We start from the raw sequence: 23,603 nt of genomic DNA on the forward strand, positions 1-23,603 counted from the left end.
GGCTGCTGCAATGTTGATGCGAACTGATCCGTTCCGTGAGCTGGACCGCTTGACCCAGCAGGTCTTCGGAAACCAGGCACGGCCTGCTGCCATGCCGATGGACGCGTGGCGCGAGGGCGATGAGTTCGTGGTCGAGCTGGATCTGCCCGGCGTCGATCCGTCCACCATCGACCTCGACGTGGAACGGAACGTCCTCACGATTGGCGCGGAGCGCAAGTCCAAGATCGACGACGGCAAGGACGTCGTGGCTGCCGAACGGGCGGCTGGGACGTTTAGCCGCCAGCTGATCCTGGGTGACACGCTGGATACGGACAACGTCACGGCCAGTTACGAGGCCGGCGTTCTGGCCCTGCGGATCCCCATCCGCGAGCAGGCCAAGCCGCGCAAGATCGAGATCAGCGGCGGTGAGGGGAAGCAGATGATCGACGCCTGATCCGTCAGGCCGGGCCGGCGGCTCCGTCCCTCCGCGGCGGAGCCGCCGGCCGCGCCGCTTTCATAGCACTGCTTGCCGCGCCGCTTGCAACTGTTTGATCCGCAGATCCTCGGAGCTTTTACCGCGCCACGATGGGCCGGAAGGAGGGTGAACGTGAACGAGTCCGATCTCTATGCCGTTCTGCAGGTCGCCCCGGACGCCAGCAGCGGGGATATTCGCCGCGCCTACCGGGCCCTGCTCCGCAGCCATCATCCGGACCTCAACCCCGACGGCGGCGGAGCGGCTCCGAGCGAAACGGAGACCAGCGCGGGGACGGACACGGAGGGACGGACGACGGCGGCCATCCTGCACGCTTACATGGTGCTGGGCGACGCCGAGCGGCGCGCGGACTACGACCGGCACAGCTCCCGGCGCCCAAAGGTCCGGCATCACAACGAGCCCGGGGAGTCCGGCGCGCCCGGGGCCGCGGAGCCCGGAGAGCCGAAGCCCGCCGATCGCGAACGACGCGGCGAACCCGGGGCGGGCGAGCCCACACGACCGGGGGCGCAGCGGCGTCCGCACCCCAGCCCTCCCGTTCCCTCCGGCCGCCCGGTCTACCTGGGGTTCGATGACCCCATCCCGCCAGACGCAGTCCGATTGGGTGAGCGGCCGCCGTCGTCCTCATGGGCCTACGGCCGTTGGATCGTTTTTGACCGTTGAAGGAGGATAAATGCCTGCTACCAGTTGGCGCCGCTACGACCATCACCTGTTTCCGGTGTTCCACGAACGGTTCGAGGAGCGGTGGGGGCCGGGAACTGCTCCGTTCCTAGACCCCAGCGTTTTCGAGGAGGGCCAGCCGCGGCCTCGGGCCCAGTGGATCAACGTGGACACCGGAGCGGCCGCAGCAGTGGTCCCGGTCTGGGAAGACGACTCCGAACACCGGTCCTTCGCCGTCTTCTACCTGCCGCCGGCCGGCGGGATCTGGGTGCTGCGCCCGGGGTTCACCGAGTACACGGAGAGCCTGAAGGGCGGACCCGAACAGCTGGAACTGCGCAACGACTCGTTCAAGAAAGCCGTGGCCCACGCGGAGGAGTTCCTCTTCGGCCCGGAAAGCGGCCGCACCTAACGGCGCCGCGGACCGAGGGGTCCGCTGCCAGCGGCTCGGCGGTACTCTTGCGGGATGCGGCCGCTTCGATACTCCATCAACGTCACTGTGGACGGGTGCTGCGATCACCGCGTAATCCCCGCGGACGAAGACTTGCATCGTCACCACGTAGGGAACCTCGAGCAGGCCGATGCCCTACTCTTTGGCCGGGTGACCTACGAAATGATGGAGGCGGCGTGGCGGCCGCAGACGCAGACGGGAGCGAGGCCGGAGTGGATGGAACCCTTCGCCCAGACGATCAACGCGGCGAAGAAGTACGTCGTGTCCAGCACTCTGGAGCAGGTCGATTGGAACGCGGAACTCGTGCGCGGGGATCTGGCCACGGCCGTCCGGCAGCTCAAGCAGGAGCAGGGCAAAGGACTATTCGTAGGAGGCGTGAGGCTCCCGCAAGCGCTGGCCGAGCTGGGGCTGATCGATGAGTACGAGTTCGTGGTGCATCCCAGGCTCGCGGGCCACGGTCCGACGTTGTTCGCCGGACTATCGAAGCCGGTCGATTTGAAGCTCGTGAGCCGGCTGGAGTTCGGCTCGGGGGCAGTGGCGATGCGGTACGAGCCGAGAAGGTAGCCAGCTAAGAGTCAGACTGCTCGGCGGCGCTCGACCGGTCGATCACGCGCCCGGTGCCGGCGATTTCGCGGGCGAGTTCGATGCCTTTCCTGGCGGCCCGGATGGACGGAAAGGTCACCGATACGGCCATGAGCGCTCCGTCGGCGTCCAGCATCCTGACCCGGTATCCGCCGTCGGGCGCATCAATCACTTCGAAATGTCCAGCCATATCTTGGGCTCCTGTCCCCGGGGCAGCCACGGCACTGTGGCGTCCAAACAGTATGCCACCGGGAACCGGCCACGTCTCGGGGCTTGCCACACTTTGGCCGAGTGAGGAGAGTGGAAAGTGCGCTGACAATCAACGTGGATCGGAGAACACCATGCAGATCGACAAGCAGCAGATTATCGACATCCTCAAACAGCAGGGCAACCAGGACCAAGCCGCCAAGGCCGATTCCGAACTGCCCGAGAAGGTGGACACGGAGAGGGACTCGGGCCTGTTGTCCAGCCTGGGCATCGACGTCGACGCCTTGCTCAGCAAACTGCCCGGCGGCCTGGGGGAGAAGCTCGGCGGACTGAAGGACAAGCTGGGAGGATTCGGATAAACATGACCACCGGAAACGACGAAGAGCCCCGAGAGCCGGAGGCCGACGAGGACAAGCAAGAGCAGCCGGATCCTCCGCAGTCGGGGGCCGGCCCGGATTCCACGGAGGTAGACGGCAAGGCCGCGGCGGAGAACGCCAAGGAATCCGGCGGCTACGGTTACTGACCGGCACATGGCACGGTTCCACCCGCCCGGAGGCGCTTCAGCCTTCGGGCGTTGCCGTGCCCATGGCCGGCGTTGCCGTGCCCATCACCATCGGGTTCACGGGAAGCCACGCCGGCCCCACCGCAAACTCGTCCCGCACGGTCACGTTGAACCCTGCGGCCGAGATGGCGGCTACGGTGTTCCGGTTGAGCTGGCAGCCCTGCGCCGCGAAGGACCACACGGGCCGCAGCATGTCCTGGAACGTGGCGTGCGTTCCGGTGCCGCGGACATGCTCCAGGAACAGCAGCTTTCCGTCTGGCTTGAGCACGCGCTTGCTTTCGGCGAGGGCTGCGGCCTGGTCGGGGACGCTGCAGAGCACCAGGGTGAAGACGACGGCGTCCACGCTGGCGTCGTCGGCCGGCAGCGCTTCGGCGCCGGCATCCACCACTCGGACGTTGCCGGCGGCCGACCCAAGATTGGCCTGCAGCCGCTTGCGCATGTTCGGATCGGGTTCCACCGCCGTCACTTGGGAGGACGGCGGGAAGTGCCGCAGGTTCGCTCCGGTGCCGGCACCGACGTCGTACACCATCCCGCCCAAGCCGGACAGCAGCGTTGCACGGCGCTTGGCGAGTTCCTCATGCTCGGCGTGGCGCATGGCTGCGTCATACTGCGCCGCGAACAGCGCGCTTCTCAGTCCCATGGGCGTGGTCCTGTCCTCGTTCGGGAAGGGCAACCTGCGCACCACGGTACCGCAGCGGACGAGTGCGCGGGATCGTGACCGGGGACCGGTGTGTGTGGTCTGCGGGGGAGGGGTGAGGGCCGGCCTTACGGCAATCCGGCGGCCAGGCAGCCGTCGCCGACCATGCTGATCCGGGTGCCGAACCCGGCGCTGGCGTCACCGAGGACGCGACGGAGCCACTCGCCGTCGTCCGCGGCAGCCCGTTCCAGGCGCAGCCGCCGGGCCCGTACCGGCACCAGGCGCAGCTCGAGCAGGTTCCGGGAGTGGGCGTCAAGCGTGGCGAAGTAGAGCAGCCGCAGGTCGTCGCGGAACTGCTGGTAGCCGCCGATTCCCTCATAGTCGTTGATCAGGTCGCCGCAGCCGTAGAGGATGGGCCTGCCGCGGTAAATCTCGAGCGGGCGCGGATGGTGGGACGAGTGCCCGTGCACCACATCGACCCCGCCGTCGACCAGCCAGCGGGCGAAGCGGACGTGCCCGCTGGGAACTTCGTAGCCCCAGTTGGTGCCCCAGTGCAGCGAGGCCACGGCCAGATCGCCGTCGCGTTTGATTGCCTGGACATGGCCAACGAACCGTGCGGCGGTGTCTCCGGACAGATCCGGCAGGAAGGCCAGCCCGGGACGGTGCGGGCCGGCGGCGTTCGCAGGCGAAATGCCGCTGGACGCCAGCCCTGCGGAGAACACCAGCACCCGCCCGTGACCGGTGTCCACCTGCGCGGGCTGCCAGGCCTGCGCGGCATTGCGGCCTGCGCCGGCGGTGCGGAGGCCGGCGGCGTGCAACGCCTCCACGGTCTCGGTCAGGCCGGCAACGCCGAAGTCCAGCACATGGTTGTTGGCCAGCACGCAGACGTCCAGACCGGCGGCGGTGAGGCAGCCGATGTTGTCCGGATGCATGCGGTAGTGGATGCCCTTGTCCGGGGCGAAGCGGCCGTCGCCGGTGACGCTGGTTTCGAGGTTGACCACGCGCACATCCGGGCCGGCCTCGCCGATGATCGCCAGCGCATCGCCCCAGGGCCAGGCCGGGTCCGCCGGTTGGGGGATGTGGCCGTTGGCTGCTTCGGCCAGAGCCACGTAGTCGTGGGCGTCGCGTATGTAACCTTCGCGCAGCTTGGCCGGGCCGGGATGCGGCAGGATTTGGTCCACGCCTCGGCCGGTCATCACGTCGCCGGCCAGGAACAGGGTGATCGTGCTGGAAGCCATCGCTGCCACTCGATTCTGACGGCTGGCTCCACTGTAGCCCTGCGAGGACGGCCGCTGACAGCAAGGGGAAGCTGGGTGCGGATTGTCCCGGGTGCTCGTGGCGACGGCGGCGGGTGACCGGACGCGAAACTGCGGACAGCCGTGGTGACGACGGCGGGTGGCGAGGGAGGCAGCGCTCCCGTGCCACCCGCCGTCGTACGCGGTGCGAGGTTGGCTCTACCGCCGGGAGGTGGCCTGCTCGGCGTCTCCGGTCAGGGCAGCCAGGGCTCCGGTGTCCATGTTTTCGGAGGGGCCGTGGAGGTAGCGGGCCAAGCTGTCATCCATCGCGTTGATCCAGCGGGTGTGGTGCCGCGCGGCCATGGTGCCGGTCATGACGGAACGGTGAATGCCGTCCCGGTAGCCGAGGATGTTCTCTTCCTTGTCCTTCATCCACTGCTTGAACAGGGCGGAGACGGTGTCCAGATCGAACTCGGGGTAGTCCGTCAGCGCGATCAGTTCGCGCAGGTAGTCGGTCTGGAAATCGGCCTCGGCGTTGTGGTCGGGCAGCGCGGCCTGGCGGTCCAGCCAGGACTGGATGTCCGCTTCGCGCTCCTCGAGCGAGGGCAGCTCGATCCGGCCCAGCATCACGTCGCGGGCGAACCATGCCTGCGCGTCGAACATGTTGAAGGTGTAGTACTGGTCCTGCGCGCCCAGGTAGAACAGGTTGGTGTTCTGCTGCCAGACCACGCCCTTGTAGAGGTTGCCCGGATAGAGCAGGTTCGGTGACTGCAGCGACAGGTCGGTGGGCAGGAACGGGTACTTGTGCAGGTAGCCGGTGCAGAGGATCACGGCGTCGAACTCACCGGTGGTGCCGTCGCTGAAGTGCGCGGTCCGGCCCTCGAAGCGGGTTACCAGCGGGCGTTCGACGGCGGACTCCGGCCAGTCGAAGCCCATCGGGCCGCTGCGGTAGCTGAAGGTGACGGACTTGGCGCCCATCTTGTGGGCCTGCATGCCGATGTCCTCGGCGGAGTAGCTGCTGCCGATCAGCAGCAGGTCCTTGCCGGCGAACCGCTCGGCGCCGCGGAAGTCGTGGGCGTGGAGGACTTCGCCGGGGAAGCTGTTGATACCGTCGAACGCCGGAACGTTCGGGTAGGAGAAGTGTCCGGTGGAGACCACGAGCTTGTCGAACACATGGGTTTCGGTTCGCTGCGCTGCGAGGTCCTCAACCGTGACCGTGAACTCCTGGCTGTCTTCGTTGTAGTCGACCCAGCGGGCCACGGTGTTGAACCGGACGTACTTGCGGACGTCGGACTTCTGGACCCGCCCGGCAATGTAGTCGAACAGGACTTCGCGCGGCGGGAAGGACGAAATGGGACGGCCGAAGTGCTCGTCGAAGGTGTAGTCGCTGAACTCCAGGCACTCCTTGGGGCCGTTGGACCACAGGTGCCGGTACATGCTGCTGTGCACGGGCTCGCCGGAGGCATCCAGACCGGTGCGCCAGCTGCTGTTCCACTGTCCGCCCCAATCGGACTGCTTCTCAAAGCACACAATGTCCGGGATTTCGGCTCCCTTTTGCCGGGCTGATTCGAACGCGCGCAACTGTGCCATGCCGCTGGGTCCTGCGCCAATGATTCCGACTCGCATATAAATGCATCTCCTCATCCAGTGGATCTGTCCGTCAGGTTCGACGCTCCGAATCCACAGAACGGCCGTATCGGCGCACCGGTGGCGGTGCAAGGCGCATGGTGCGCGGCGGTATAACACTGGCGGCGCGAGAGACGCGCCGGGCCCTGAGCAATCAATCCCGAGAGGGAGACGGGCACCGTGTCCGCGGGCAGGCGAGGGGGCCTGCACGAGCGATTCGGAGCGGCCCACCGAAGATCCAATAACACCGGTAGGCCTGCCGTCCATGTCAACACCTAAGCGAGATTAAGTCAAAATACCGCCGCGATTAAGCGCTCCTCAACAGTGCTGTCAGTGCTCCCGGACCGGCGCGTGCTGGCGGCGCCAATCCTGCACGGAGTCAGCTACTGCGGCGGGGTTTTTGCAGTGGTGCGACGTCGCCGCTACTGCGTGGTTTGTGCGACCGCTTCAGAGCAGTTCGGCTGCCTTTTCCACCAATATGCCCAGCCCGATTAGCACCATGATCACGCCGGAGGCGCGGGCGACGATGGCACTGGCGCGGGGCTGTGAGCGCAGGATGCGACGGGCCAGCAGCGCGACGGCGAAGTAGATGTAGAGGCAGTTGACCACATGCAGTCCGCCCAGGAAGAGCATCTGCGCTGCCGAAGGCCAGCCGGCGGGCGAGGTGAACTGCGGCAGCAGCGCCAGCAGCAGGAGCAGTCCCTTGGGGTTGATCCCGCTGACGCCGGCGCCGCGGAAAAACTGGGCGGCCGGGGCATGCCCGAGGGGAGCGTCGCTGGCGGTAACCTGCCCGGCCTTGCTGACGAGAGTGTTCACGCCCAAATAGATCAAGTAGGCCGAGCCGGCGATGGTCAGCACGGTGAGCGACATCGGGTACTGGGTGACCAAGGCGCCCGCTCCAACGGCGATGATGCAGACCACCACCGCATAGCCGAACGCCATTCCCAGAACCGACGGGGCTACCGAGGGTGCCCGCAGGCCAGCGCCGATGGCGTACGCCCAGTCCGCCCCCGGTGTGAGCGCTAGCAGCAGCGCCACCACCCAAAACTGGAGGACCAGCGACATATCCATGGAGCTACTTCTTTCCCTGCGACCTTTCCCAACAGCCGTAAATGCTACGCCGAAACAGGTGAAATGTTCTGCGCTTCTCCTGCCGAGATGCCGGTTTTTGTGGAACAATTACCGGCGTGGATGCATTAAGTCGGGAGATTCTTTCACTACTCCAAGAAGACGGGCGGATGAGTGCCACCGACCTCGCCAACAGGGTGGGGCTCAGCCTCTCCTCGTGCCATCGGAGGCTGAAGGACCTCGAACAGTCGGGAGCGATCGAACGCTACCGCGCCGTCGTTTCCCCGGAAGCCGTTGGGCTCCACTTTGAGGCAATTCTCTTCGTGACTTTGGGACGGACCGATCTGGAGACCATCGCCGCCTTTGAGGCGGCCGTCACCGCGGTGCCCAACATCGTCGACGCCCAACGGCTGTTCGGCGAGATCGACTACATGCTGCGGGTTCTGACGCACGATCTGGCCGCCTACCAAGTGCTCTATGACACCGCGCTCGGCGGCCTGCCCGGCGTCCAGCGGCTCACTTCGACCATGGTGATGAAGCGCTTCGGCCCGATCGGCACGGTGCCCATCCCGTAGCGGGCAACCGGTGCCGGCAGTCCCGATTAGTCGTGGGCCGGGTGCTCGTGTTCCAGATGTCCGGCGGGCTCCAGCTGGAATGTGGAGTGCTCCACGCTGACCACGAAGTGCTCGGCGACGCACTGCTGGAGCTGGTCCAGGACCTGAGGGGCGTGGCCGTCCACGAAGCAGGAATCCTCGATCACCACATGCGCGCTAAGTACCGGGATGTTGGAGGAGATCCGCGACGCGTGCAGGTCGTGCACGGCCAGTACGTGTGGCACTTCCAGGATGTGCTGGCGGACGTCCTCCAAATCGAGGCCCTTCGGCGCGGTTTCCAGCAGGATGCTGCCGGCTTCCCGCAGGATCTTGATGGTCCGCGGCACAATCAGCAGCGCGATCAGCATGGCGGCCAAGGCATCCGCCTGGGTCCACCCGGTGGCGGCGATGACGACGGCGCTGGCGATCACGGCCACCGAGCCGAGGGCATCATTGACCACTTCGAGGAAGGCCGCCCGCAGGTTGAGGTTGGCATTCCGGCCGGCGCTGAGCACCAACATGGACGCGATATTTCCCAGCAGGCCGATGATGCCGAAAATCAGCAGGCCGTCCGCGTTGACTTCCGGCGGGGCGAACAGCCGCTGGATGCCCTCCACCAGCGCGTAGATGCCCACCGCCAGCAGGATCGCGGCCTGCGCCCCCGCCGCCAGCACTTCCATCCGGAGGTAGCCCCAGGTCCGGCGCGGCGTGTGCGGCCGCATCATGAGCGACGCGGCCATCAGGGCGATCAGGAGGCCGCCGGCGTCGGTCAGCATGTGTCCAGCGTCCACCAGCAGCGCAAGGCTCCCGGTCACGAAGGCGCCGACCACCATCGCGACCAGGATGGAGGCGGTGATGGCGAAGGCTATGACCAGTCGGCCGCGGTGGGTCGGTCCGGCATGATGGTGGTGACCGCTCATGCGGATGCCTCCGTCCCGGAACGGCTTCCGGCAACAGTGGGGCACAGCTCGACGGCGTAGCCCGTCGCTTCCAGCAAACGCTCCGCGGCAGACAGGGCTGCCAGCAGTTCGGGCTCGGTGGTTAGCGAGTACAGCGAAGCCCGTCCCACCGGGCGCGAGGTGACCAGGCCGCAGTCGTTCAGGCACGCAAGATGTGCGCTGACGGTGGACTGGGCCAGTCCCAGATGCTCGGTCAGGTCGCGAACCTTGTGCTCACCGGTGGTCAGGTGCTGCAAGATGGTCAGTCGGGTGGGGTCAGACAGGCTGTGGAACAAAGCAGCCGCCGGCGCCAAATCGCCCGGCCGGTCGGTTGTCCGCTCCCGCTGTATCGTCATATGGCGATGATATCGCTTGGCGGAAGTATCCTCACCTTTTCGCGGGGGGAGCATTCGGCGCGCGAGCGCAACAGCCGACGCCGCAGCAATTCGGCTCTACCGTCGAAGCTCTGGGATAATTTCCTTCTCGTCAGCGGCCAGCGCGGTAATTCGCGTGTGATGGCGGGTGCGCTTGACGGCGATAGAGAGGACGGCGGCAAGGACGCACATGGCGGCGCCGCCCCACCACGCGTAGGTGTAGGTGCCGAAGACATCGCGGATCACGCCTGCCCCCAGCGCGGCGGCCGCAGCGCCGATCTGGTGTGAGGCGAACACCCAGCCGAAGACTATGGTGCCGCGGTCGCCGAAGATCTCCCGGCACAGCGCGGCGGTGGGTGGGACGGTTGCGACCCAGTCGAGGCCGTAGACCACGATGAACAAAATCATGCTGGGATGCACCGCTTCCGCCAAGAGCCAGGGAAGCATCAGTAGACCGGCTCCGCGGAACACATAGTAGGCGACAAGGAGTTTGCGAGGGTCGAACTTGTCCGTGAGCCACCCGGAGGCGACGGTGCCGGCTATGTCGAAAATGCCGACGACGGCCAGCAGGCCGGCGGCCGTGGTCGTGGGCATGCCGTGGTCGTGCGCGGAGGGGATGAAATGGATGCCGATGAGGCCGTTCGTGGTTGCGCCGCAGATCGCGAACGCAATCGCCAGAGCCCAGAACGAGCGTTGCCGGGCCGCGTAGGCGAGGCCCTCGAACGCCCGCCGGGACGCGCCGCCGACGGCACGTGCCGGACGTACGTATGACGCTGGGTCGGCGCCGAAGGGAAGTGCGCCGCGGTCTTCGGGGTAATCGCGCATCACCAGGCAGACGGCAGGGACAGCTATGAGCGCCGCGGCGGCAACCAGCAGGGACGCGGCGCGCCACCCCACTCCTTCGGCCAGGGCGGCCACGGGCGGAAGGAAGACGAGCTGTCCAGTCGCGGAGCCCGCGGTGAGGGCGCCCATGACCAAGCCACGGCGCCGGACGAACCATCTGTTGGCTATGGTGGCGGCGAACACTAACGCCATAGAGCCGGTGCCCAAGCCGATCAGCAACCCCCAGAAGACCAGCAACTGCCACGAAGCGGTCATGAATACGCTGGCACCGGCCCCCAACGCCACCATTGTCAGAGCCGTCGCGACCACGCGCCGGATCCCGAACCGGTCCATCAATGCGGCGGCGAATGGGGCGGTCAACCCGTACAGCAGGAGATTGACGCTCACCGCCAGCGACATTGAACTCGTTGACCACCCGAACTCGTGGTGCAGCGGCATCATCAGCGCACCCGGCGCCGCTCTGAAGCCAGCCGCACTGAGGAGTGCGAAGAACGCGACCGCGGCCACCCACCATGCCGGGTGGATGTGGAAGCGGTTGAGCGGGTGGGCTGGGCCGGGCAGGGGACGCGACATGTGCTGACTTTCTTGAAGGAAGCTATACTGTCAGCAGAAGTGTAACCGGCGAATGGACAGGAAGGGAACAACATGCCGCTTCGATCCGATTGGTCTGACGAGCTGTGTCCGATCCGGCGCTCGCTCGACGTCTTGGGTGATCCTTGGGTCCTGTTGATCGTTCGCGACGTCCTCCATGGCCGCGGCCGGTTCGAGTCGCTGCGGGAGAATCTGCGCATTTCCGAGGCCGTGCTCAGTCGCCGGCTCCGCTCGATGGTGGATGCCGGCCTACTGGTCCGCGTCGACTACCAAGACGGCGGCCGCGCCCGTCAGGGGTACGCCGCCACCGAGGCCGCGGCAGCACTGTTGCCGGTGCTGCAGCAGCTCGCCCTCTGGGGTGAACGGCACACCGAGATGCCTGCCGGAGGGGGACACATGAGCATGATCCACGAGGCCTGCGGCAACGAAACCACCCAAGCGCAGATCTGCAGCGTCTGCGGCGGAGTCCTGGTACCGGAAGAGATGGTGTGGGTGAAGCCGTGGAAGAACGCCCGGGACAAGCTGCAACCGGCCGGCGTGCTCGTGTGAACTGAGCGGAATGCACTGATGTCGGCGACTGATGTCGGCGACGGCGAGTCCCGATGGGAGTGCTCCCGGAACGGGTGGAGGCGGTCCAACCCGGCTTCGGGTCCGTTCGCAGCGCCCGTAAGATGGCGGACATGAAGACGATTGACCGCTGTGCGCGCTCCAAGCAGCGGCCTGCAGCTGGTGGACAGACATGACGATCAACGACGCCGAGCAGGTTGTACTGCTGGACGAGAACCTGAAGCCCTCCGGCGTCGCCGACAAGGCCGAAGTCCATACGGGGGAGACGCCGCTGCATCTGGCGTTTTCCTGCCATATCTCCGACGCCGAGGGTCGGGTGTTGGTCACCCGGCGCGCCATGGGCAAACTGACATGGCCCGGCGTGTGGACCAACTCCGCCTGCGGACATCCTGCTCCGGGGGAGGACATGGCCGACGCCGTGCGGCGCCGCGTGCGCTACGAGCTGGGGCTGGAACTCGAAGACCTAGAGCTGGTGCTGCCGGACTTCCGCTACCGGGCCGTGGACGCTTCCGGAATCGTCGAAAACGAGTTCTGCCCGGTCTACACCGCGCTGGCAGTGGGCGAACCCGACCCGAGGGATGACGAAGTGGCCGAGTACCGCTGGGTGCTCCCGTCGGACCTGCAGATAGCCGCAACCGCTGCCCCTTGGGCCTTCAGCCCCTGGATCGTTCTGCAACTCCAGGCCTTGGATCAGCTGACGGGCTGACGTTTGGTGAGCTCCGCCGTCGTTAGTCAACCATGGCTGGGCGGTAATCCCGGACCGACGCTGGGCGCGCAGCCTTGCCGAAGGTCTCCAAGCGGGCGATGAGCTCGTCCGGCCACATCGGCCGGCCGAAGTAGAAGCCCTGTACGTTCAGGTCCGGGCAGCCGGCCAGCCATTCCACGGCCTCCGCGGTCTCGATGCCCTCGATCACCACGTCTGCCTTTAGCGCGGTGAACATGGCGATGAGGTGGCTGACCACGATGTTCCGGGCGCTGCCGTCGTGCCCGCTGACCAGCGCGCGGTCCACCTTGACGATGTCGAAGGCGAACTCGGTCAGCGAGTTCATGGAGGAGTAGCCGGAGCCGAAGTCGTCCACGGCGATCTTGAAGCCCTCGCTGCGAAGTTGTGCCAGCATGATCCGGCACTCCTCGGTCATGGTGTCCAGCGAGTTCTCAGTCAACTCAATGATGACGTTCAGCTCCGGCCCGTCGGCGCGCATCCGCCGCAGCCGATCCACCACCGTGGATCCGGGGGTGAGTTGGCCCAGCTCCACGTTAATGGAGATGGAGCGCAGGTCGCTGATCGCGCACACCCGGGCCATCGCGGCGGCCGCGCCGTCGATCACCTGGATGGTCAGCTCGTTCAGCAGGCCTAGCCGGTTCGCTTCCACCACCAGTTGGTCCGGCGGAATGTTGCCTAGTTCCTCGTCTTCGTAGCGGGCCAGCGTCTCGAAGCCCACAATCGCGTCCAGATCCAGGGCGATGATGGGCTGCAGCGCCACCCGCAGCCGGTGCCGGCGGATACCGCGCTCCACGGCTACGGCCAGGCTGGTTTCGAAACCGGAGCCGGCGGTCTCACGCAACTGCTGCTGCAGGCGCTTGGCGCCGTACATGCAGGCGTCGGCGTTCCGCAGCAGCTCCTCGATGTCCTTCGCCGGGCGGCCGGAGTAGGCCACGCCGATGCTGGCCCGGACCTGCAGTGTGCTGCCGCGGGCGGTGAGCGGCCGGGCGATCGCGGCAGCAATGCGCTCGGCGGCGGCGCGGGCGTCCGCCTCGGTTCCAACGTCGCGGAGCACGACGACGAATTCGTCGCCGCCGATGCGTGCGGCCACGTCTGCCTGACGGATTTCCGAGCGGATGCGCTGCGCGGTGGCGGTCAGCAGCAGGTCGCCCACGTCGTGGCCGTGTTGGTCGTTGACGGACTTGAACTCGTCCAGATCAAGATAGACGACGGCGATGGCCTCGCCGGGCCCGCGGCCGCTATTGATTTCGGCCAGCCGGTGCCAGAGGGTGCGCCGGTTGCCCAACCCGGTCAAGGCATCCGTGTCCGCCTGCAGCCGTAACTCGTGCACCAGCTCGTCGTGCCGGACCATAATGCTGCCCACGTGCGCCAGCGCGTCGAGCACCTGTTCGTCTTCTTCGGTGAACTGGGCCTCGCCGTTCCGGGAGGCCACCAGATAGTTGTCGCCGTCGTCCCAGCGGCGCATCCGGACGCCAATCTCCTTGTCCACCGGAGCCTCGGGCTGCAGCGCCACCTTGTCCGCCCGCACGGAGGCGCTGGCGGCGGCGAGCAGGGTTTTGTCGAGCTCGTCCGGGATCCAGGGCAGCTCCAGCGAGGCGTCCACCAACCCGGTAAGCCGGCGGCGCAGGTCGCGGTTGCGCAACCAGCCGGTCACGGCCAGCGCCAAGACGGAGGCGAAGACCAGGAAGAACGCCTGGGCGCCTTCGCGGTGGAACTGCTGGGCGGCGTGCTGCCCGGCCAGGCACAGCAGAAGGTTGATGGCCAGCGTGCCGAGCGCCGGCGGCCAGCCGATGCCGTTGCGGAACGTGCTGCGCCGTCTCGACGAGGTGGAGAAGGCACCCTCGACCGCAATCGCCGTGAGGAAGAAGGCCAGCCAGCCGGCCAGCAGCGCCACGGGCCAGATAAAGCCGGCAGCCAGAGCAGCTTGGAACACCGCCACCAGAAGGGCGGCGGCGAGCAGGCGGCTGATGAACCAATACAAATCGGCCCAGCGGAACCGCCGGAACACCACCCGGGTGGCCAGCAGCCCGACTCCCACCACCGCCACGGTCTGGTGCAGTGGCGCGGTCAGGTCGTTGCAGACAACCACGACGGCGGTCATCGCCGCAGTGGTCTGGCGCCGCATCAGCGGTGTATCCACGCGCAGGTGCCAGGCCAGTATCAGGACCATCACCGAAACAGCGGCCACCAGGCCGAGGCGGGGCGGCGCGACGAACGAGGCGGCAAGGACCTGCAGCAGCACCAGCAGGCCCGCGGCGGAGATGCCGGCGATGGCAGCCCACGACAAAGCGGACGCCGCTTTGGTGGCCGTCATGATGCTGCCGGCATCCCGTTCCCCCACTTCTGCCGTCTGATGCTTTCGTTTCACCAATGGTAGCTGTGATACGCACGCTATCGGCGTTGACTCTCCGCGCCGTTGCTGGTGTTCGCGGGGCCGCAAGGAGTGGTCGGCACCGCGAGCCAATCGAGTTGACCATCCTCTGGCTGAAAATGGCTGTCGCACGGCCCCGGAAGCAGCCACTTTTCTCCAATGGACTCAGTGCGAAGATCATCGGCCGTTTTCTGCCTGAAGGCCGGCCGGAGATCCGGCCGGCCTTCAGGAGTTGACCCGATTCGGTCAGTGCTTCATCAGGCCCCCGAGAAAGGAGGTCGGCCGCTGCATCTCACCGTGCTTGGCGCCCAGCGCAATGACCGTGCCGGCGAAGGCCGGGATGGTCCACTGCAGCACTTTGAGCTGCGTCTGCGCGGACTTCAGCTCCGGCGACGCCGAGGGGGAGGGCTCAGTGGCCCCCTGAGCTCCCTCCTCAGACAGCCGTTCCACCTTCTTGCCCAGCATGCCGGCGTAAAGGGTGACGGCCGCGCCGGCCAGGGTTACAGCCGTCTTGATGACGGTGTACCGCATGACGCCTTCCTGCTTGAGCATTCTGCCCTTGTTGCCCATCACCAAGGGCACGCCGGAAGCGAGGTGTGCTGCGAAAGCAGCGGTTTGAACCGGCGCCCATTTCATCCAGCCGGCGCTGGACAGTCGGGTGCGCTCGCGCGGGTCCTTGGCGGCAGCGGCCGCCCCATTCAGGCCCACGGCGCCCATGAGCGAACCGCCGAACCAGGCGGCGGCAGTAAGGTCGTGCACAGAACGGGCCAAGAGATTTCCGGACATTGCTGACTCCTTGAGGGTGTGGTGGGTGCCATGCGGCAGGAACCGCACTAAAGGTCGACGACGTCGTTCTTGCCGACGTCGTCAGCTTTCTTGCCGGTGACCATTCCTTTGGCCAGCTTGAACAGCGTGACCACCTTGGGGGAATCCGGCCTCCAGTATTCGGCTGTGTGCGCCTCGACGTGAATCAACGCAACCGCCGGGTCGTCCTTGCCATGCTCGAACCACGGTTCCAGCGAGGGACCCCACAGGTCGTCAATTTTCGTCTGGTCGCGAACGATCTTTGCCGTGCCCGAGATGGACAGATAACCGTCCGAGCCACTGACCGAAACATTGACGTGGGGGTTGCCGCGGATTTCGTCGGCTTTGGGCGAGGGATCCTGCGTCACGAACCACAGGTCGCCGTCGAACTCGGCTTCCTGCAGCGCCAACGGGCGGCTGAACAGCTGGCCGCTGGCATTGACCGTGGTGAGGACGCAGATGTCCGCGCCCTTCAGGATCTTGGCGACTTCCTTGCGTCCTTCATCATCGTTGGCCATGGAACCACCTTTCGTGTCGGGTGCAGGGAATCCTCAGCATACTTTCTAATCTCGGGGACGCCAATGGTGGATGCTGAAGACTACCCGGCGGAAGGGCGTGACGGAGGGCATGACGAAGGGGTCTGAGCCAGCGGGCTCCGACCCCTTCATCGAGTTGATTTTTCCCGTGCTTTTAAGCGGTCCGGACGCCGGCGAGCAGCTCGTCCAGCCGCTCGTAGCCCTCGCTCATGCCGCCTTCCATCCCGGATTGGGCCATGCCGTCGCGTGCCTCGAGCGTGGGGTAGACGGAGTGGCCGATCAGCTTGCAGCGTCCCTTGCCGAGGTCCTCGAACGTCATGAACTCGATGCTGACAACATCCGGATAGCCGCCAAATTCGAAGGTCTGGACGGCGAACTCGTTCTCACGGACCGTGTGGAAGACGCCGGTGAAGGCGTATTGCACCCCGTCGGGGCCGGTGTGCAGGTATCGATAGCTGCCGCCGGAGCGGAAATCGTAGTGGTCGATGTCCATCTTCATGCCCCGTGGGCCCAGCCACTGCTTGATCAGCTCCGGGTCCTTGTGGGCGCGGAAGACCTCGGCGACCGGAAAGTCGAACTCGCGTTCGGTCTCGATGAACGGGACGCCGTCCGGGACGGTGACCTTGAGTGCGTTGCTCATGTTTTGTCCTTGGATAGGTGGTTGAGCACGGCATCCAGCCCGCGGTACTGCGCCTCGCGAACCAGCCTGTACTGGTCGATCCACGCCGTGAGCGTTTCGAGCCGTGTGGCGTTCAGGTGGACGGGCCGGCGCTGGGCATCCCGGGTGCGGGTGACCAGTTCCGCCTGCTCGAGGACCTGGATGTGCTTCGAGACCGCCTGCTTGGTGATCTCGAAGGGCTCGGCCAGTTCGTTGACCGTTGCCGGTCCGCTGCTGAGCCGGGCGATGATGCGGCGGCGGGCCGGATCGGCCAGGGCCATGAAGGCCCGGTCCAGGAGTGCCTCGTCGCTGCGATCTGTCACGGTATTCAACTCTTCCCTTGATCAACCTTTCGGTTGAATAGGAATCTACTCCGCGTCGTAGGCGTGGTCAAGGGGTGAAGGGGAGTGCTGCCCCGGTCCTGGCAATAGGTCGTGCGGAGGGCCACCGTGAGCTGCATCGTCTACGACGGAATAGGGGCCCAACCCCGCAGCCGACGACGAGCCGCGGTCCTGATATGAATGGCTGGAGCAGAATCAGAGGCGATCCCGCCCGCCGGGCACCGCGGAGCCCTCATCATGGTCCCAGGGAGCGACGTTTGGAAGCCCCGTGGAACCTCAGTCCAGTGGGCCGCCGGGCTGGCCGCAGCCGCACTGGCGTTCCGGTTTCTCCGCTGATACCCGTCGTAGGCGGGAGGAGCGGAAGGCCGGCCACTTCCGGGGCTGCATTCTTTCTGGCCCGTCGGTAAGTTGCCAAGCCGGAAGCGGAGCGACGGCGCGGTGAAACGGGTCTCTCTACCCGCCGCTCGGGGCCGAACACCAGCACCACAAAAGGGGCGAAGGCGAGTACGACGTCGATAACCAAGAGGGTGACTTCCATGGCGAGCTCCTGCCCTTGGCATCAGGGTAGGCGCGGATTTGCCGGTGCACAATGGGGAATTTTCAGGGGGGCGGGAAGCAGGCAGAAGGCGTGCGGTCAGGCGGACTGGTCAAGGGGTACGACGGCGGAATTTTCCTTGGCTGCCTCAGCGCCGCCATGGGGCCAGCGCGGTCAGCGGACGGTGACCTGGCCGGCGTCGACGTCCCAGCGGGTGTCCAGCCGGACGTTCTCCAACAGGCGGCGGTCATGGGAGACCAACAGCAGGGTGCCGTCATAGCCGTCCAGCGCCTGCTCCAGCTGTTCGATGGCGGGAAGGTCCAGGTGGTTGGTGGGCTCGTCGAGGACCAGCAGGTTTACCCCGCGGGCCTGCAGCAGGGCGAGGGCGGCACGGGTGCGCTCGCCGGGCGAGAGGGCGCCGACCGCGCTGGAGACCTGGTCCGCCTTGAGCCCGAACTTCGCCAGCAGGGTGCGGACCTCGGCCTGGCTGTACTCCGGCACCAGCGCTTCGAAGGCGGCGCCCAGCGGCTGGTCTTCCGCGAGCTGGCCGCGCGCTTGGTCGATCTCGCCGATGGCGACGCTGGCACCCAAAGCGGCAGCGCCGTCGTCGGGCTCCTGATGTTCCAGCAGCAGGCGCAGCAGGGTGGACTTGCCCGCGCCGTTGGGGCCGGTGATGCCGATGCGCTCGCCGGCGTTGACCTGCAGCGAAACCGGGCCGAGTGTGAAACCGTCGCGGCGGACGGTGGCCTGGTTCAGCGTGGCGACCACGGAACTGGAACGCGGGGCGGCGCCGATGCTGAACTGCAGCTGCCACTCCTTGCGCGGCTCCTCCACCTCGTCCAGCCGGGCAATCCGGGACTCCATCTGGCGGACCTTCTGGCCCTGCTTCTCGGACGATTCCGTGCTGGCCCTGCGGCGAATCTTGTCATTGTCCGGGTTCTTCTTCATGGCGTTGCGGACGCCCTGCGAGCTCCATTCGCGCTGGGTGCGCGCCCGGGCCACGAGGTCCGCCTTCTTGTCCGAGAACTCGTCGTAGGCTTCGCGGGCGTGCCGGCGGGCCACGGCCCGCTCCTCCAAAAAGGCGTCGTAGCCGCCGTCGTACACCGCCACTTTGTTCTGGGCCAGATCGAGTTCCACCACGGTGGTGACGCAGCGGGCCAGGAATTCGCGGTCGTGGGACACCAGCACCACGCCGCCGCGCAGTCCCTGGACGAAGGACTCCAGCCGGGTGAGGCCGGCCAGGTCCAGGTCATTCGTGGGCTCGTCCAGCAGCACCACGTCGAACCGGCTCAGCAGCAAGGCCGCCAGAGCGGCCCGCGCGGCCTGGCCGCCGGAGAGGCTGGTCATGGCGGCGTCCGGGCCCACATCCAGGCCAAGCTCGGCGAGCACCGGCGGAATCCGGTCCTCCAGGTCCGCGGCGCCGCTGGCCATCCAATGGTCCAGTGCGGCGGCGTAGGCGTCGTCGGCCTGCTTGGAGCCGGAGCCCAGCGCTTCGGCGGCGGACTCCATGGCTTCGGTGGCTTCCGTTGCCCCGGTGCGCCGGCCAATGTACGCGGCGATGGTCTCGCCGGGAATCCGCTCATGTTCCTGCGGCAGCCAGCCGATGAATGCATCCGACGGCGCGGTGCTCACCGATCCGGCCAGCGGCGCATCGACGCCGGCCAGGATGCGCAGCAGTGTGGTTTTGCCGGCGCCATTGGCACCGACCACACCCACCACATCGCCGGGGGCAACGGTCAGGTTCAGGTTGGCGAACAGGGCGCGGTGGCCGTGGCCGCCCGAGAGGTCTTTGGCCACCAGCGTTGAAGTCATGCCTACCAGTCTAAAGAGCGACGGCGGTGGGTCGGGTCATCGCGGTCGGGTCAGCGCGGGGCGATGGTCACTGCGGCCACCTCTTGCAGCCGGGGGTGGAAGTGGTCGCCGTCCTCCACCACGCCGGTTTCCCAGCGGATCCTCAGGCCATCGCCGGAATCCTCGAGGCTGGCCAGATTGTTGTCGAACCAAGGACGCTTGAGGCCCTTCCAGTCGAACGGCGGTTTCGGGACTTTGGCGCCCCGAGCCACCAGCGCACCGACCGGGGCGGCCACGCCGTAGGACATGAAGGCGGTGAAGTAGCGCAGGAACCGTGGCAGGGGGTTGCGGACGGGGGAGCAGACCGCCTGGACGATCCGGCTGCCCGAGGACCGCTGGACCTCGGACACGTAGGAGAAGTGGACGTCGCCCGAGAGGAAGGTTACGGTCTCCGGCGCTGGGCCGCGTCCGCCGTCGGCCACCTCCTGCACCATCTCTGCCACTTTCCGGAAGCTGTCTTGGAAGGCCGCCCAGTGCTCCAGGTCCACGGCCTGCCGAAGCTGCTCGCCGACGGCAGCCGGGAGTTTGCCCCAGGCTCCCTCGCTCAGCGCCTCGTTCCAGGACTCGATATGGTGCAGGCCCTGGGGGAGCAGGAAAGGCAACGAAGTTCCGATCAGCAGGTGCTTGAAGCCGCCCTGCAGCTGGCCGTCCAGCCAGGCCATCTCCTCCTGGTCCAGCAACGCGCGCCGCTCCGGCTCCAGTTCACGGGCCGCGCGCGAGTCCACCACCACCAGCCGGGTTCCGCCGATATCGCGCGTGAAGCTCCACCGGTAGGTCTCCGGGTCCTGGTCCGCACGCTCAGCGAACGACTCCAGTGCGGCGGTCAGGTCCAGATCGCCGTCACCCGTGTGGTTGGCCACCCGCTGCCACAGTTCGTCCTGGGCACGCTGCTCCGGGGACAGATTACCCAGGTGCTGGTAGACCCAATAGGACGTCAATCCGGAAACGATCCGGCCGTGCCACCACGACGTTGCCTCCATCTGCAGCCGCCAGGACAGCGAGGCGTTCCAGTCGTCGTGGATGTCATGGTCATCGAAGATCATGGCGCTGGGCACGGTGGACAGCAGCCAGCGGTTGGCGCCGTCCGACCACGCCAGCATGTAGAGATGGGCGTACTCCTCGAAGTCTTTGAGCTCCTTACCCGGCGGCTCCTTGATATCGCGCCGCGACCGGATGAACTCCTGCATCGCCTCGGTGGTGGAGTCCGCATAGACCTGGTCACCGAGGAAGAGGACCAGGTCCGGCCAACCGGAGTTGTCCCCTGGGCCATCCCCGGTTTGGCCGGCGGCTGCACGATCCAGCGCATAGGCCCGCATCGCGTCCACGCCATGTTTCCGGTTGCCCGCCGCGTCGTGCTCGGTGCTGGTGCGGCAGGATCCGAACGCCAGGCTGAGCGAACGCCCCGGTGCGAGGGTGCGGATCACGGGAGCCGGGTACGGCGAGTCCGGCTCCGGCCACGCCTGAACGCCGTCGACCTCAAGCCGGTACGGCGTGGCGCTCCCGGGCTCCAACCCGTCGACCTCGACCAGCGCGTAGTGGTGGCCGTGGACGGCGAAGGTCCGTGCCTGCCACGAACGGCCCGCAACAACGACGGCGACGCGGGCGGCTTCCCGGGTCTCCACCCAGATGCTGGCCGTGGTCTCATCCACATAACGCAGCATCGGGCCGAGTACCAGCGGCGATGAAGCCATGAATCCTCCTGCCTGCTCCGACAGAATCGGTGTTCCTTTGGGCGACACTCTGCCATTATCCGCAGTGTGCCGGAAGAGCAAAATGCGGCTGGCCGGCCGGTTAGCGTTGCGGTTCCGGCGCCACCGGCAGCTCGGGGATCCGGGCCGGATCGGGCGAGGGCAGGCTGCCGTCCTCCAGCGGCAAGCCCTTGCCGGAATTGTCTTTTGGCCGGTCCGGCGTGGTCGGATCGGGCAGCGTGCCGTCGAGTGGCGGGGCTCCCGGCAGGAGACCGCGGAAGGGCGGGGCGGGATCGCGTTCCGCCCGGTTCGGATTGCTGTTGACGGATTGGTTGCCGCCCGGGGTTCCGGGTTGCTGCCCGGGAGCCAGGGAATGTCCCGGAGTCTCCGAATTAGCTGTGTCCGTGGCGGGATCTGCGTCTGAATCAGCTGGGGCGTCTGAATCCGAGCCGGTGCCGGTGTTGGGGCCGCCGTCGTTCAGATCTTCATGGCCCGGGGCGGCGGGGATGCCGGCGGGAACGCCTTGCTCGGCGTGGTCGGGCGCCTCGGCTTTACCGGCCGCGGACGGCGCGAAGAAACCGACCACGTTCTGAACGGCCCGGTCTGCTGCAGTCCGGAAATCGGGGTTGGCAGCCGCCACGCCGGAGACGCCAAGGCCGGTCCCGGCCAGTACGGCCGCAACCATCAGGGCGCCGCGAACGTGGCGGGGCCGCCGCAGCGGGATGACCGGCGCCTTTGCCGGCGTCGTCGTCGTCATGAAGACCATCAGCTCCGGGGACGGTTCAGGCGCCGATGTGGCTTTGCCGGCAGAGCGGAGTGCCAGCAGGGAGGATTCGAGCTCATCGGAAGGGGCCACTTCAGCTTCATCCAGCAACCGGCGGACCGCATCGTCGTCGGAAATCTCAAGGTGTTTCACAGCAGGGCCTCCTTCCTTTCCACAATGGATTTCAGTTTCAACAGGGCACGCCGCTGCAATTGCTTGATCGAGCCGGTGCTCCTGCCCATGATTTCGGCGACCTGTTCCAGCGACAGATCCGCCACCACGCGAAGCAGCAGCACTTCCTGTTGGTCGGGTTTGAGCTCTTTGAGGTGGCGGCCGATGTCGCTCTCGCCCAGCGTCTCCAGCAGGGCCGTCTCGGCCGATTCCACCGCCCGCCGATCGGCGTCGGGATCATAGGGCGACAGCTGCGGTTGGCGGGCACGGCGCCGGACGTCGTCCACGTAGCGGGCGTGGGCGATGGAAAAGGCCAGCGTGCGCAGTCCGTTGAAGCCACCCCGCACAGATCCGATCCGCGAGAAGAGCGCGAGGAACACTTCCTGCACCGCGCCTTCATGGTCCTCCAGGCCGCGCACTTTCAGGTACCCGTTGACCCCGGGCGCCAGCGCCGCGTAGATGTCGCTGAAGGCCTCACCCTGTCCTGACTGCGCTGCAGAAACAACTTCGTCGGAGAGCATGCGAAGCAAACTAAGGTCCTTCAAACTGCGGGCATCGGGTGCGGCGGCTTCAGTGTAGCCACCGCACCCGACACCGTGAGAAATTACTGTCCGGCGTCGATCTTGACGGTAGCTTCACCGCGGAGTTCGGCGCGGGCTTCTGCCGCCTCGGTGCGGGCGTCGATCCTGGCCTGGGCGCCGGCGTTGGCGGATTCCGGCAGTTCCGGAATGGCCGGTACAGCCGGGACGGCCGGAACAGCGGGCTCGCCGTTCACGCCAGGAATGGCCGGGGTTGCCGGGACGGCGGGGGTCACCACGGCACCGGAGCGGAGCTCAGCGGCTGCGCCAGCTTCTTCGGTTCCGGCCTCCGCCGCTGCACCGGCGCCGGCCGTTGCATCAGCCTCGGTGCCCTCTGCGCTCACGCCTGCGTCGGCCTCAACGGCGGCAGCAGACTTGGCGGCAGCAGACTTGGCGGCCGGCACTGCGGGGGTGGCCGGGATGGCCGGCACGGCCTGCTCGCCGTCAGCAGCCGGAACAGCGGGCGAGGCCGGAACGGCGGGAGTGGTGATGGCGCTCGTGGTGTCCCCGGCGGTCAGCGCGGGTGCGGCAACGGCAGCGCCGGCTCCGCCAACGGCGATGATGGCGGCCAAGGCGGCTCCCTTGGCGGGCAGGCTCAGGGTACGGAAACGACTCGTCATGGATCTCCTCGATTGGTGCTTGGCGCACGGCTGGCGAAAGCCCGCAGCGCGCCCGTACACCTGTCTAATCGAGCCAGTGAGGTGAAAGGTTACGCTTCGGTGATTATTTTTTGACGGGTTTCTACCCCGGCCTCGGCCTGATGACGACGGCGGTGCCCACCTTGAACGCTGAGCCCGGATCTGTTGCGGCTCTGTTGTAGAGGCTGGCGGCGCAGGATCATGCTCCAGCCGTAGTGCACGGCCCACGCGCCAGCCCTCGTTGACGAATGGCTCAGCCCAAGCCAACCAAGCCAACGCTGTCCAGTCCTGAGCCCCGCCAAACGCTGTCCAGTCCTGAGCCCCCGCCAAACGCTGTCCAGTCCTCCACAACCTGTGTCGAAGCGTCGTTTGGCCACATCCGTGAACTCGCTTCGGAAACTAGCCGAAGCAATCCATAGGCTTATTGAGTAGCAGTTCCGCTGACTCCGAGACTGTCAGTGCCGGCGGATAGCCTGTTTTCAGTAGCAGTTCAGCACCATACGTTGGCCACCGGTTTTCGTGTTTCCCGGTGGCGTCTGTGGACT

General features: G+C 66.7%; 27 protein-coding genes. 9 read left to right on the forward strand and 18 right to left on the reverse strand.

The features are described from left to right. Positions 1-10 precede the first annotated feature (10 nt). From AC5RWT_RS00930 to AC5RWT_RS00945, 4 genes are all read left to right on the forward strand, one after another. On the forward strand, positions 11-433 hold the full coding sequence (locus AC5RWT_RS00930) for an Hsp20/alpha crystallin family protein (RefSeq protein WP_494078750.1): 423 nt from the start codon (positions 11-13) through the stop codon (positions 431-433). A 153-nt stretch (positions 434-586) separates the two neighbouring features. Beyond that, positions 587-1,132 (forward strand): J domain-containing protein, encoded by a 546-nt coding sequence (locus tag AC5RWT_RS00935; RefSeq protein ID WP_494078751.1) that lies wholly within the window; start codon positions 587-589, stop codon positions 1,130-1,132. A gap of 10 nt (positions 1,133-1,142) precedes the next feature. Next, positions 1,143-1,538, forward strand: a complete 396-nt coding sequence (locus AC5RWT_RS00940; protein WP_494044456.1) for a hypothetical protein — start codon at positions 1,143-1,145, stop codon at positions 1,536-1,538. Positions 1,539-1,592: 54 nt separating this feature from the next. Further along, the gene (locus tag AC5RWT_RS00945) at positions 1,593-2,141 is read left to right on the forward strand and encodes a dihydrofolate reductase family protein (RefSeq protein ID WP_494078752.1); all 549 of its coding nucleotides are present in this window, start codon (positions 1,593-1,595) and stop codon (positions 2,139-2,141) included. Between the two features lie 4 nt (positions 2,142-2,145). Here the strand turns inward: AC5RWT_RS00945 and AC5RWT_RS00950 are convergent, their stop codons facing one another. Further along, positions 2,146-2,349, reverse strand: a complete 204-nt coding sequence (locus tag AC5RWT_RS00950) for a YegP family protein (protein WP_494078753.1) — start codon at positions 2,347-2,349, stop codon at positions 2,146-2,148. Between the two features lie 151 nt (positions 2,350-2,500). Between AC5RWT_RS00950 and AC5RWT_RS00955 the strand changes: the two genes are divergently transcribed. Then, complete coding sequence (locus tag AC5RWT_RS00955; protein WP_494044459.1) at positions 2,501-2,725, forward strand: hypothetical protein; 225 nt, start codon at positions 2,501-2,503, stop codon at positions 2,723-2,725. A gap of 2 nt (positions 2,726-2,727) precedes the next feature. Next, positions 2,728-2,889 carry a hypothetical protein gene (locus tag AC5RWT_RS00960; RefSeq protein ID WP_494078754.1) on the forward strand — a complete coding sequence of 54 codons (162 nt, stop codon included), beginning with the start codon at positions 2,728-2,730 and terminating at the stop codon, positions 2,887-2,889. A 37-nt stretch (positions 2,890-2,926) separates the two neighbouring features. On the opposite strand, the gene AC5RWT_RS00965 is transcribed toward AC5RWT_RS00960, so the two are convergent. The 4 genes from AC5RWT_RS00965 to AC5RWT_RS00980 form a co-directional block, all read right to left on the reverse strand. Further along, complete coding sequence (locus AC5RWT_RS00965; RefSeq protein ID WP_494078755.1) at positions 2,927-3,568, reverse strand: class I SAM-dependent methyltransferase; 642 nt, start codon at positions 3,566-3,568, stop codon at positions 2,927-2,929. 125 nt (positions 3,569-3,693) lie between these two features. Beyond that, positions 3,694-4,803 carry a CapA family protein gene (locus tag AC5RWT_RS00970; RefSeq protein ID WP_494078756.1) on the reverse strand — a complete coding sequence of 370 codons (1,110 nt, stop codon included), beginning with the start codon at positions 4,801-4,803 and terminating at the stop codon, positions 3,694-3,696. Between the two features lie 216 nt (positions 4,804-5,019). Further along, entirely contained in the window at positions 5,020-6,444 is a 1,425-nt protein-coding gene (locus AC5RWT_RS00975; protein WP_494078757.1) for a trimethylamine monooxygenase, read from the reverse strand. A gap of 429 nt (positions 6,445-6,873) precedes the next feature. Continuing rightward, the gene (locus tag AC5RWT_RS00980; RefSeq protein WP_494078758.1) at positions 6,874-7,497 is read right to left on the reverse strand and encodes a LysE family translocator; all 624 of its coding nucleotides are present in this window, start codon (positions 7,495-7,497) and stop codon (positions 6,874-6,876) included. A gap of 116 nt (positions 7,498-7,613) precedes the next feature. Between AC5RWT_RS00980 and AC5RWT_RS00985 the strand changes: the two genes are divergently transcribed. Beyond that, a complete protein-coding gene (locus AC5RWT_RS00985; RefSeq protein WP_494078759.1) occupies positions 7,614-8,069 on the forward strand; it encodes an Lrp/AsnC family transcriptional regulator in 456 nt (151 codons plus the stop codon). A gap of 26 nt (positions 8,070-8,095) precedes the next feature. Here the strand turns inward: AC5RWT_RS00985 and AC5RWT_RS00990 are convergent, their stop codons facing one another. The 3 genes from AC5RWT_RS00990 to AC5RWT_RS01000 form a co-directional block, all read right to left on the reverse strand. Further along, positions 8,096-9,007 carry a cation diffusion facilitator family transporter gene (locus AC5RWT_RS00990; protein WP_494078760.1) on the reverse strand — a complete coding sequence of 304 codons (912 nt, stop codon included), beginning with the start codon at positions 9,005-9,007 and terminating at the stop codon, positions 8,096-8,098. Next, positions 9,004-9,381 (reverse strand): ArsR/SmtB family transcription factor, encoded by a 378-nt coding sequence (locus AC5RWT_RS00995; protein ID WP_494078761.1) that lies wholly within the window; start codon positions 9,379-9,381, stop codon positions 9,004-9,006. The genes AC5RWT_RS00990 and AC5RWT_RS00995 overlap by 4 nt, the downstream gene beginning before the upstream one ends. A 96-nt stretch (positions 9,382-9,477) precedes the next feature. Next, complete coding sequence (locus tag AC5RWT_RS01000) at positions 9,478-10,815, reverse strand: MFS transporter (protein ID WP_494044468.1); 1,338 nt, start codon at positions 10,813-10,815, stop codon at positions 9,478-9,480. 72 nt (positions 10,816-10,887) lie between these two features. Here AC5RWT_RS01000 and AC5RWT_RS01005 point away from each other — a divergent pair, with 72 nt between their 5' ends. Beyond that, positions 10,888-11,382, forward strand: coding sequence for a winged helix-turn-helix transcriptional regulator (locus tag AC5RWT_RS01005; RefSeq protein WP_494044469.1), 495 nt, complete (start codon positions 10,888-10,890; stop codon positions 11,380-11,382). 190 nt (positions 11,383-11,572) lie between these two features. After that, complete coding sequence (gene idi, locus AC5RWT_RS01010; RefSeq protein ID WP_494078762.1) at positions 11,573-12,106, forward strand: isopentenyl-diphosphate Delta-isomerase; 534 nt, start codon at positions 11,573-11,575, stop codon at positions 12,104-12,106. A 22-nt stretch (positions 12,107-12,128) separates the two neighbouring features. Here idi and AC5RWT_RS01015 read toward each other — a convergent pair whose 3' ends face one another. The 10 genes from AC5RWT_RS01015 to AC5RWT_RS01060 all read right to left on the reverse strand — a co-directional run bounded on the left by AC5RWT_RS01015 (position 12,129) and on the right by AC5RWT_RS01060 (position 23,040). After that, complete coding sequence (locus AC5RWT_RS01015) at positions 12,129-14,492, reverse strand: putative bifunctional diguanylate cyclase/phosphodiesterase (protein WP_494078763.1); 2,364 nt, start codon at positions 14,490-14,492, stop codon at positions 12,129-12,131. Positions 14,493-14,741: 249 nt separating this feature from the next. Beyond that, a complete protein-coding gene (locus AC5RWT_RS01020; protein WP_494044472.1) occupies positions 14,742-15,281 on the reverse strand; it encodes a hypothetical protein in 540 nt (179 codons plus the stop codon). Positions 15,282-15,328: 47 nt separating this feature from the next. Then, a complete protein-coding gene (locus tag AC5RWT_RS01025) occupies positions 15,329-15,817 on the reverse strand; it encodes a pyridoxamine 5'-phosphate oxidase family protein (protein WP_494044473.1) in 489 nt (162 codons plus the stop codon). 172 nt (positions 15,818-15,989) lie between these two features. Next, the gene (locus tag AC5RWT_RS01030; RefSeq protein WP_494078764.1) at positions 15,990-16,475 is read right to left on the reverse strand and encodes an SRPBCC family protein; all 486 of its coding nucleotides are present in this window, start codon (positions 16,473-16,475) and stop codon (positions 15,990-15,992) included. Further along, positions 16,472-16,774 carry an ArsR/SmtB family transcription factor gene (locus tag AC5RWT_RS01035; RefSeq protein ID WP_494078834.1) on the reverse strand — a complete coding sequence of 101 codons (303 nt, stop codon included), beginning with the start codon at positions 16,772-16,774 and terminating at the stop codon, positions 16,472-16,474. Before AC5RWT_RS01035 ends, AC5RWT_RS01030 begins: the two co-directional genes overlap by 4 nt. A gap of 769 nt (positions 16,775-17,543) precedes the next feature. After that, positions 17,544-19,181, reverse strand: a complete 1,638-nt coding sequence (locus AC5RWT_RS01040; RefSeq protein WP_494078765.1) for an ABC-F family ATP-binding cassette domain-containing protein — start codon at positions 19,179-19,181, stop codon at positions 17,544-17,546. 50 nt (positions 19,182-19,231) lie between these two features. Continuing rightward, positions 19,232-20,911, reverse strand: a complete 1,680-nt coding sequence (locus AC5RWT_RS01045) for a DUF7800 domain-containing protein (RefSeq protein WP_494078766.1) — start codon at positions 20,909-20,911, stop codon at positions 19,232-19,234. Between the two features lie 100 nt (positions 20,912-21,011). Beyond that, positions 21,012-21,824 (reverse strand): hypothetical protein, encoded by an 813-nt coding sequence (locus tag AC5RWT_RS01050; protein WP_494078767.1) that lies wholly within the window; start codon positions 21,822-21,824, stop codon positions 21,012-21,014. Further along, positions 21,821-22,363: an RNA polymerase sigma factor gene (locus AC5RWT_RS01055; protein ID WP_494078768.1), complete on the reverse strand. Its 543-nt coding sequence runs from the start codon at positions 22,361-22,363 to the stop codon at positions 21,821-21,823. Before AC5RWT_RS01055 ends, AC5RWT_RS01050 begins: the two co-directional genes overlap by 4 nt. A gap of 83 nt (positions 22,364-22,446) precedes the next feature. Beyond that, positions 22,447-23,040, reverse strand: coding sequence for a hypothetical protein (locus tag AC5RWT_RS01060; protein ID WP_494078769.1), 594 nt, complete (start codon positions 23,038-23,040; stop codon positions 22,447-22,449). Positions 23,041-23,603: the final 563 nt, after the last annotated feature.

It is taken from the genome of Arthrobacter sp. Dra40 (assembly GCF_059091905.1).